The sequence below is a fragment of the Bradyrhizobium sp. BTAi1 genome, from assembly GCF_000015165.1.
Lineage (GTDB): Bacteria > Pseudomonadota > Alphaproteobacteria > Rhizobiales > Xanthobacteraceae > Bradyrhizobium > Bradyrhizobium denitrificans.
In genome coordinates, this window is sequence record NC_009485.1 from 1,130,433 (window position 1) to 1,140,159 (window position 9,727).

The following is a 9,727-nucleotide window of genomic DNA, read 5'->3' on the forward strand; positions in this document are numbered from 1 at the left end:
GTTAGCGGATATCTGCAACATGTTCCCAGAAACTCTCGTCGAACGACTGCGTGAGCACGCTACGCTGCGAGCCGACCGTCTGGCGTTGCGCTTCATCGAAGGCGAGACTGTCGTTGGAGAGTTGACGTTCGCTGATCTCGACCGGCGTGTGCGTGCCCTGGCCGCACGGCTGCAGGATTTCGGTGGCGCCGGAGAACGCGCCGTCATTCTGCTGCCGAGCGGTCTCGACTACGCCGTGGCCTTTTATGCGTGCCTCTACGCCGGCGTGATTGCCGTGCCTGCCTATCCGCCGGAAAGCGGCAAGGAGCGCCATACGGCTCGCCTCGATGGCATCCTGCGCGACGCGGCGCCTCGCTTCATCCTCACCGCGGCGGGCCTGCGCGACAAGATCCCTGCCTCGTTCGGCCGCCTCGTCCCTCATGTTCTCGCCGTCGATGCCATCCCGGTGGAAGGTGCGGCGTCCTGGCACGAGACCGGGCCGCGAGGCGATGCGATCGCATTCCTTCAATATACGTCAGGATCGACGTCGCAACCGAAAGGCGTTTGCGTCACACACCGGAACCTCGTCGCCAACGAGGTCGCGATCGAGGCCGCGACGGGGGTGACGGCGGACGACGTCTTCGTCAGCTGGCTGCCGCTCTACCATGACATGGGTCTGATGGGCGGATTGCTGAGTCCGCTCTTCACGGGCTACTCGGCAGTGTTGATGTCGCCGCGCAACTTCCTGGAGCAGCCGCGCCGCTGGCTCGATGCGATTGATCGGCATGGCGGCACGGTCAGTGGCGGACCGGACTTTGCTTTTGCACTCTGCGCGGACCGGATCTCCGACGAAGCGATTTCGCGCCTTGATCTCAGCCGCTGGCGCTTTGCATTCTCCGGCTCGGAATTCGTGCGGCGTGCGACGCTCGAACGGTTCGCTGAGCGCTTCCGTCCCACAGGATTCGATCAGCGCGCGCTGACGCCGTGCTATGGACTCGCGGAGGCGACCCTGTTGGTCACAGCAGGCGAGCGTGCAAGCAGGGCTGTGTGCCACACACTCGAGCCGAACGCGCTTGCTCAGGGGCGTGTCGCCGATGCCGATGAGGGCTCCGCACTGATGGCGTGTGGCGTCGCAGCCGAACATCACGTCGTGCGGATCATGCGGCCGGATGGCTCGGGTGAGGCCGATGCGGACGAGATCGGCGAGATCTGGGTCGCTGGCCCGAGCGTGGCCAACGGCTATTGGAACAACGCACAGGCGACGCAACAGACATTTGTAAACAGAGACGGCTCGCGCTGGCTGCGCACAGGCGACCTCGGCTTTCTCCGCGATGGCGCGCTGGTCGTGACGGGGCGGCTCAAGGATCTGCTGATCGTTCGTGGTCAGAACATCTATCCGTTCGACCTCGAACAGGCCGTCGAGACCGAGGTGTCCCAGGTTCGGAAGGGCCGCGTCGCGGCCTTCCCGGTCGAGATTGACGGTGCGGAAGGCATCGGCATCGCCGCGGAGTTCAGCAGAGCCGTGCTGCGGCGGACGCCGTCTGACGCCTTGATCAAGGCCGTCGGCGATGCGGTCATGCGGCAGACCCAGGAATATCCCGCGGTTGTCGTGCTGCTCAATCCGCAGGGCATGCCGCTGACCACCAGCGGCAAGCTGCAGCGTTCCGCCTGTCGCGCGGGTTGGATGCAGGGGACGCTCGACAGTTTCGCGGTGTTCGCACGGGGACAACAGGCCGCCGAGCGGCCGGCGCCGAATCCGCTCACAGAAACCGAGCGCAGTCTTGCACTGATCTGGCAGGATGTGCTTCGCCTTGCGAAAGTCAGCCGCGAGGAAGACTTCTTCGTGCTTGGCGGCAACTCGATTACCGCTGTGCAAATTGCCGGACGGGTGCGTGAGCGCCTGCATGTCGATCTTGATCTGCGCAGCTTTTTTGATGCGCCCACGCTCGGTGCTCTGGCCGCCTCGATCGATGCCGCGGACCGTGTGGCTGACGCCGTGCCGCCGCTGCGCACCGCGGCGCCGGACGCGCGCGTGCTGCTGTCGCCTGCACAGGAGCGGCTCTGGTTCCTTTGGAGCATGGACCCTGCCAGCACGGCCTACACCATCGCCTGTACGGTCAGGTTCGAAGGCGCACTCGATCAGGCTCGACTGGTGCGCGCTCTGAACGACATCGTCGCGCGCCACGAACCGCTTCGCACCACCTTTGCGTCCCACGATGGCCGAGCGGCGCAAGTGATTCATGACGTCCAGGAGGTGCTCGTCGCCGTCGAGGATCTTCGGCGTTGCTCGGCGGCAGATCGTGCGATGCGGGCCGCAGCGCGAATCCAGGGTGAGCTGGCGAGGCCGTTCGATCTCGCCAATGGGCCGCTGCTGCGCGCCGTTCTGGTGCAATTGGCCGACGATCGGCACGAACTGCTGCTCTCGGCGCATCACATCGTGGCCGATGGTCTGTCACTCAATGTGCTGCTGAACGAACTTTCGAGCATCTATGGCTCGCATGGGCAGCAATCTCCAGCGTCACTGCCGCCGCTCGTCGTCCAGTATGCCGACTACGCGGCATGGCAACGGGCTTGGCTGACGAGTCCAGAGGCCGATCGGCAGATCGCCTATTGGCGCGGGCGGCTCGGCGAGACGCAGGAACCGCTGGCGCTCCCGTTCGACCGGCAGCGTCCGCCGGTTCAGAGTTATCGTGGTGATACCATTCACCTCGAAATCGGGTCGGACCTGGCGCGGAAGCTGCGTCGGCGTGCCGGTGAGCAAAGCGTCAGCATGTTCATGCTGCTGCTTGCCGCCTATCAGCTGCTGTTGTTCCGCTACTCGGGCCAGTCCGTTCTGCGGGTCGGCGTGCCGGTCGCCGGCCGCCGGCAGACCGAACTTGACGCCCTGATCGGCTGCTTCGTCAACACGCTCGTGCTGTGCGCCGACGTGGCTGACGATATGAGCTTCGGCGATCTGCTGAACCAGGCGAAGGCCGAAGTCATTGCGGCGCTCGCGCATCAGGACCTGCCGTTCGACAGACTTGTTGAAACGCTGAATCCCGTGCGGTTGGGCGGACATAATCCACTGTTCCAGGTCAAGTTCAACTACATGGCGGAGCCGAGAGGATTCGCCGCGGCCGACGGCCTGCGCGCCGAAACCCACATCATGGATCTGGTCGGCTCGCATTTCGATCTCGCGCTCGATGTCGTCGATGGCGCCGCGGGTATGGCGGCCAGCCTCAATTACGCAACCGATCTGTTCGACAGGCTCACCATCGAGCGGATGGGCGCCCAATTCGTCGAATTCCTGGAGCAGATCGCAGACGGCGTCGAACGCCCGCTGACCGACTTCGCCCTTGCACCTCAGCTTCGTCAGGCGGTGGCGCAGGAGGTTCGGACGTTCCCGCTGACGGACATCGTTGCCCTGATCGAGGCGGCGGCTGCGGGTCGTGGCGCCAAGGTCGCTCTGCGGCAAGGACGGGCCAGTGTCACATTTGCCGAGCTGCAGCGCTGGTCGGATCAGATTGCGCATCGGCTGGCGGCGCGCGGCGTCGGGCGCGAAGTACCCGTCGCACTGTGGATCGAGCGGTCCCCGGCATTCGTCGCGGCGCTGCTCGGGGTATTGAAGGCGGGCGGCGCTTATGTCCCGCTCGATCCGGCTTGGCCTGTCGCCCGCGCGCGGCGTATCCTCGAAGACGGAAAGATCCGCCTGCTGATCGCGACCGGCGACCGCCTCGCAGCAGCGCAGGAGTTGGAATGTCTCGTGCTCGATGCCGAATGGCGCGATCACGACGTCTCCGACCGGTTCGTGCCGCATGCCAATCATTCGGCCCAGACCGCCTACATCATCTACACCTCCGGCTCGACCGGCGCGCCGAAGGGCGTCGCGGTGTCGCACGGCGCACTGGCGAACTACGTGCAGGCGGTGCTGACGCGGTTGCGGCCTGAGGCAGATACCAATATGGCGATGGTCTCGACCGTCGCCGCCGACCTTGGTCACACCGTCCTGTTCGGTGCGCTTGCCAGCGGCGCGACCCTGAACCTGCTGCCCGCTGATGCCGCATTCGATGCCGACGCCTTCGCTCAGGCCATGCGCGAGGGGAGCGTCGACATCCTCAAGATCGTTCCGAGTCATCTGCGCGGTCTGTTGCAGGCGCGCCGTTCGGAGGACGTGCTGCCGCGGGATGTGCTTGTGCTCGGTGGTGAGCCTAGCGATCCGCGGCTGCTCGCAGACGTGCGCCAGCTGCGACCCCAATGCCGGATCGTCAATCATTACGGCCCGACCGAAACCACCGTGGGAATCGCGACCCATGAATGGGCAGGGATCACTGACGGCGATATCGTGCCGATCGGCCTGCCCTTGGCGAACCTGCGCGCTTATGTGCTCGACGATGCGTTGAGCGTGGTGCCATGCGGGGTCGCAGGCGAGCTCTATGTCGGTGGCTCGGGCGTTGCGCGAGGCTATTGCGGGGCGCCGGGGCAGACCGCCGAACGCTTCGTTCCGGATCCTTTCGGACCACCCGGCGAGCGCCTCTATCGCACCGGCGATCGCGTACGGTGCGATCGACTTGGACGGATCGTGTTCCTCGGCCGGCGCGATGACCAGGTCAAGCTCCGTGGCTACCGCGTCGAGCCGACCGAGATCGCGCGGGTGATGACCTCGCTCAGTCGCGTGGTCGATGCAGCCGTTGTGACCCGCGCGAGCGACGTCGAGCAGGATCGGCTCGAGCTGGTGGCCTATTGCGTCGTGGAGACGGGCACGGAGCTCTCGCCAGACATCCTGCGGGCGCAAATGACTGCGCTGGTACCGGACTATATGGTTCCTTCGCGCGTGATCATTCTCGATCGCCTGCCGCTGACCGCGAACGGCAAGCTGGACCGGGCTGCGCTTCCGCAGCCCGATGACGAGGCCACGACATCCTATGCCGATCCGGTCGGGGAGGTCGAGCAGACCATTGCCGCCGTATGGCGCGAAGTGCTGGGTCGCGACCGTATCGGCCGCGACGACAATTTCTTCGAGCTCGGCGGCGATTCCATTCTCAGCCTGCAGATCATCGCAAGGCTGCGCAAACGCGGCGTGGTCCTGACACCCAAGCAGGTCTTTGCGCAGCAGACGATCGCGGCCCTGGCCGGCGTGGTTGCGACCACCTCCGCGCCGGCTGTGGCGGCGTCGGCGGCAGCGCGCAGCGTCGCGAACTCCGACGCTGCGGCGCTGCTGCCGATCCAATTGCGGTTCTTTGCAGAGAAGATCCCCAGCCGTGATCACTTCAATCAGGCCGTGATGCTCGTACCGCGAGATCGCACCAGGTGGAGCGTGCTGCAGGCCGCGCTCATGGCGGTCGTCCTGCATCACGACGCGCTCCGTATGCGGTATCGTCGAGTGGCGGATACTTGGCAGGCGTCCCTTGCCGATCCGCCTGCAGCCTCCGATCTGCTGTGGACCCGAAGCGAGGTCCAGCCGGCTGATCTAGGCGCCATCGCATCGTCCGCGCAGGCCAGCCTCTCGCTGGCGTCGGGAACCTTGCTCCGCGCAGTCGGCTGTGACCTCATCGATGGCAGTCAGCGTCTGCTGATCGCAATCCATCACCTCGCTGTGGATGGCGTGTCCTGGCGCATCCTGCTCGCGGACATCGTCTCGGCTTGCGAGCAGCTCGAGGCCGGAGCTGCGGCGGTCACCTTGCCGAAAAGCGACTCGCCGTCGTCCTGGGCAAAGCGGCTGCACGCATATGCGACATCCGAACGGCTCGCGGCCGAATTGCCGTTCTGGCTGGCAACGTCCCAAGGGAGCGATCTGCCTTGCGATGACGACCATGGCGGCGTCGACCTCGAAGCCGATGCTGATGAGGTGGTGCTCGATGTGGACGCGGCGTTGACCGCGCAGCTTCTCGAGGCAGCGCCGGCAGCCTACCGCACCAGGATCAACGACCTGCTGCTCGCCGCGCTGGCACGTGCGATCGCGATCTGGTGCGGCCGCGACGATATCGCGATCGAACTCGAGGGTCATGGTCGTGAGGACATCTTTGCCGATGCCGACATCACGCGAACGGTGGGATGGCTCACGAGCGCATTCCCGTTCCGCCTGAAGGGCGGTGCTGACGCCGATGCAGCCCTCATCAAGACAGTGAAGGAAGCCCTGCGCGCCGTTCCCGATCATGGAATCGGCTATGGGATCCTTCGCTACCTCGGCAGGCCTGAGCATCGCGAGGCACTCTCGCGGGCGCCAAACCCGCGCGTCATCTTCAACTATCTCGGCCGGTTCGATCAGGACCTCGGCGCGGCGGCCGCGTATCGGATCGGCGCGGAAGATCCCGGCGCGATGCGGGCGGCGGACACGCCGTTGCGGGCCCGGCTCACCATCAATGGCGAGGTGCGCGACGGCAGCCTCCGCCTTGCCTTCCGCTATGGCCGACGCCGCTATCGGCGGGCGACGATCGAGCGGGTTGCCGAGCTCTATCGCGCAGCGCTGCGCGGTCTCGTGGATCACTGTGTTCAGAGCGCGGGCTGCCTCACGCCCTCCGACGTTCCGCTCGCGAATCTCGATCAGGTGACGCTCGACCGTCTTTGTGCAGCGCGCGACGTTCGCAATATCGAAGAGATCTATCCGCTATCGCCGATGCAGCAGGGGCTGCTGTTTCATGCGCTTCGCGATGGCCACGACGACGCCTATGTCAATCAGCTCGCGGTGGAGCTGCGTGGTGTCACGCCGGCCGCGCTGTGCGCGGCGTGGCAAGCGGCGAGCGCGCAGCATGCAGTGCTGCGGACGGGCTTTGTCTGGCAGCTTTCGGAGGCGGCTCAGCAGATCGTCTATCGCCGGCTGGATGTTCCGATCGTCGAGGACGATTGGCGCAGCCGGATGGCCTCATTGCGCGAGGGCGCGGATCTCGACGCGGCGTTGGCCGAAGCCGGGCAGCGCGAACGAGCGCTTGGATTCGACGTCACCCAACCGCCGCTGCAGCGACTGCGTCTGATCCGGCTCGATCATGATCGGCTCTGGATGATTTGGACGCACCATCACCTGCTGGTCGATGGCTGGAGCTCGGCCCGGCTGCTGGCCGAGGTCCTGAAGCGCGCGGCTGGCGGCACGCCGGCTGTGTCACAAGGTCGATATCGCGACTACATCGCTTGGCTCCAGATGCAAGACCGCAGCGTGGCCGCTGATTTCTGGCGCGAGGCACTGGACGATCTCGCGGAGCCGACGCTGCTCGCTGATGCGCTGCACGCCAGGGGCCCAATCAGCCGGGCGATCGGACACGGACGGCTGACGCAGGTCCTGGACGGCGCGCTGGCGACGCGTCTCAAGCGGTTCGCGGCGCAGCAGCGGGTCACTATGAATACGCTGCTGCAGGGCGCCTGGGCGCAGGTGCTGCGGCAGCTCTGCGGGCAGGCCACCATTTGCTTCGGTGTCACCGTCGCCGGACGCCCGGCAGAGCTTGTCGACGCGGAGCACGGGATTGGGCTGTTCATCAACACGTTGCCGCTGGTCGATGCCCCGCATCCGCAGGCGCTGATCGGTGATTGGCTGCGCGCGCTGCAGGCGCGCAACGTGGCGGCCCGCGACTATGAATGGATGCCGCTGCACGAAATCCAGCGCCTCGCCGAGCTCGGTGGCCGGCAGATGTTCGATAGCATCCTGGTGTTCGAGAACTATCCGATCGATCAGTCCCTGATGGATCGCAACGATGCCTTACCGCAGGTCGGACGTGTCGAGCATGTGACACCGACGACCTATGCAATGGCGGTCGCGGTCTTCGAAAGCGGCGAAAGTCTCCGGCTCGACTTCAACTATGATCGGTCGCAGCTGGATGAGCACGCGGCACGATGGGTGAGCGCTGCGATGCGCGACTGGCTGATCGCGATCACGGCCGATGCCACGCGCGTCATGGGCAGCCTGCAGGCGATCAGCGAGGAGACGCTCGCAAGCGTTCTGCGTTGGGGGAGTGCGGATGGCGACGCCCTCGCGCCAGGATCGCTGAACCTCGTGGCGCAGATCGAGGCTCAGGTGGCCCGAACGCCCGATGCGGTTGCCGTCATCAGCGGCGAGCGCCGGCTGAGCTATGCTGAGCTGAATGCCCGATCAAACCGGTTGGCGCGGCGGCTGAGGGCGCGCGGGATCGGTCCTGACGTGGTGGTTGGCCTTGCGCTGGAGCGCGCGCCGATCATGCTGGTGGCGCTGCTTGCGGTGTTGAAGGCGGGAGGGGCTTATCTGCCGCTCGATCCCGACTATCCGCCTGACCGTCTCGTCCACATGCTCCGCGACAGCGGCACGAAGCTGCTGCTGACGCAAGCGTCGCTTCAGGATCGATTTGCGGCAGCGCTGGCCGATGGCGGCGCCGAGGCCTGGCTGCTCGATGATCAGACCGGTCAAGAGGCTGGCTCAGCCGCCAATCTCGGCATTGGCCTGCATCCGGAGAACCTCGCTTACCTGATCTACACCTCGGGCTCGACCGGGCTGCCCAAGGGCGTGATGGTGCGGCATGGCGCGATCGCGAATTTTCTGGCCACGATGGCCGAGCAGCCGGGAATGGCGTCCGCAGATTGCGCGCTAGGCCTGACGTCGCTGTCGTTCGATATCGCGGTGCTGGAGCTGTGGCTGCCATTGACGTGCGGGGCTCGCATCGTGCTCGCCGATCGGGCCGCCGCGCATGATCCGGCGGCGTTGAAGGCGATGATGGTCAGACATGGTGTGACCATGGTCCAGGCGACGCCGTCGAGCTGGCGCATGCTGCTCGACCATGAGGACGGTGACGTGTGGCTTCCCGACGGCTGCCGCGTGCTGAGTGGTGGCGAGGCGCTAGCGCCCGACCTGGCCGCGCGGCTGACGGAGCTGAGCCACGATGTCTGGAACCTGTATGGGCCGACCGAGACCACGGTCTGGTCCGCGCGCCGTCGGCTTGACGCGAACAATCGGTCGCCTGTGCTGGGTCGGCCGGTCGGCAATACCACGTTCTATGTGCTCGACTCGCATTTCAATCTCGCGCCGATTGGCGTGGCCGGCGAGCTCTTTATCGGCGGCGCGGGACTTGCGCGTGGCTATTGGCGCCGTGCAGGGCTGAGCGCCGAGCGCTTCGTCCCGGATCCGTTTGGGCCGGCCGGTGCGCGGCTATACCGGACCGGTGATCTGGCGCGCTGGCGTGCCGATGGCGTGCTCGATTATGTCGGTCGCGCCGACCATCAGGTGAAGATTCGAGGCCGCCGGATCGAGCTCGGCGAAATCGAAGCGCATCTCCGGGCGCAGCCCGGCGTACGCGACAGTGTCGTGGTGGCGCGGGAGATCGGCGGCGGCCTGAATTTGATCGGCTATGTCAGCGGCGACGAAGCGCTCGATGCTGCAAGCCTGCGCTCGGCCCTCATCGCGGTGCTGCCAGACTACATGGTACCGTGGCGGTTGATCATATTGCCGCAACTGCCGCTCACGCCCAACGGCAAGATCGACAGGCGCAGGTTGCCGCCGCCGTCTCAAGGCGGCCCTGTCGAGCAGGTGCATGAGGCTCCTGTTGGCGAGATCGAGGTCACTCTTGCCCGGATCTGGGCGGAGCTGCTCGCCGTCGAGCGTGTGAGCCGCAGCGACCGCTTCTTCGAGCTGGGCGGGCATTCGCTGCTGGCCGTGCGGCTGATCAGCCGCGTCTCGCAGGAGTTCGGCGTCGCGCCGCCATTGTCCGAGCTGTTCGCCCGCCCGGAGCTGGCGGAATTCGCCCGCGCCGTCTCGATCAGGCTGATTGAGGAGGAATTCGAGGCGCGCGAGCTCCAAGAGCTGATCGAGGCAGAGTAG

Annotated in this window: 1 protein-coding gene; it reads left to right on the plus strand. The window is 66.0% G+C overall.

Annotated features, from left to right (window positions below; translation table 11 throughout):
* Positions 1–19: 19 nt before the first annotated feature.
* Positions 20–9,727, plus strand: a complete 9,708-nt coding sequence (locus BBTA_RS05120) for a non-ribosomal peptide synthetase (protein ID WP_012041384.1) — start codon at positions 20–22, stop codon at positions 9,725–9,727.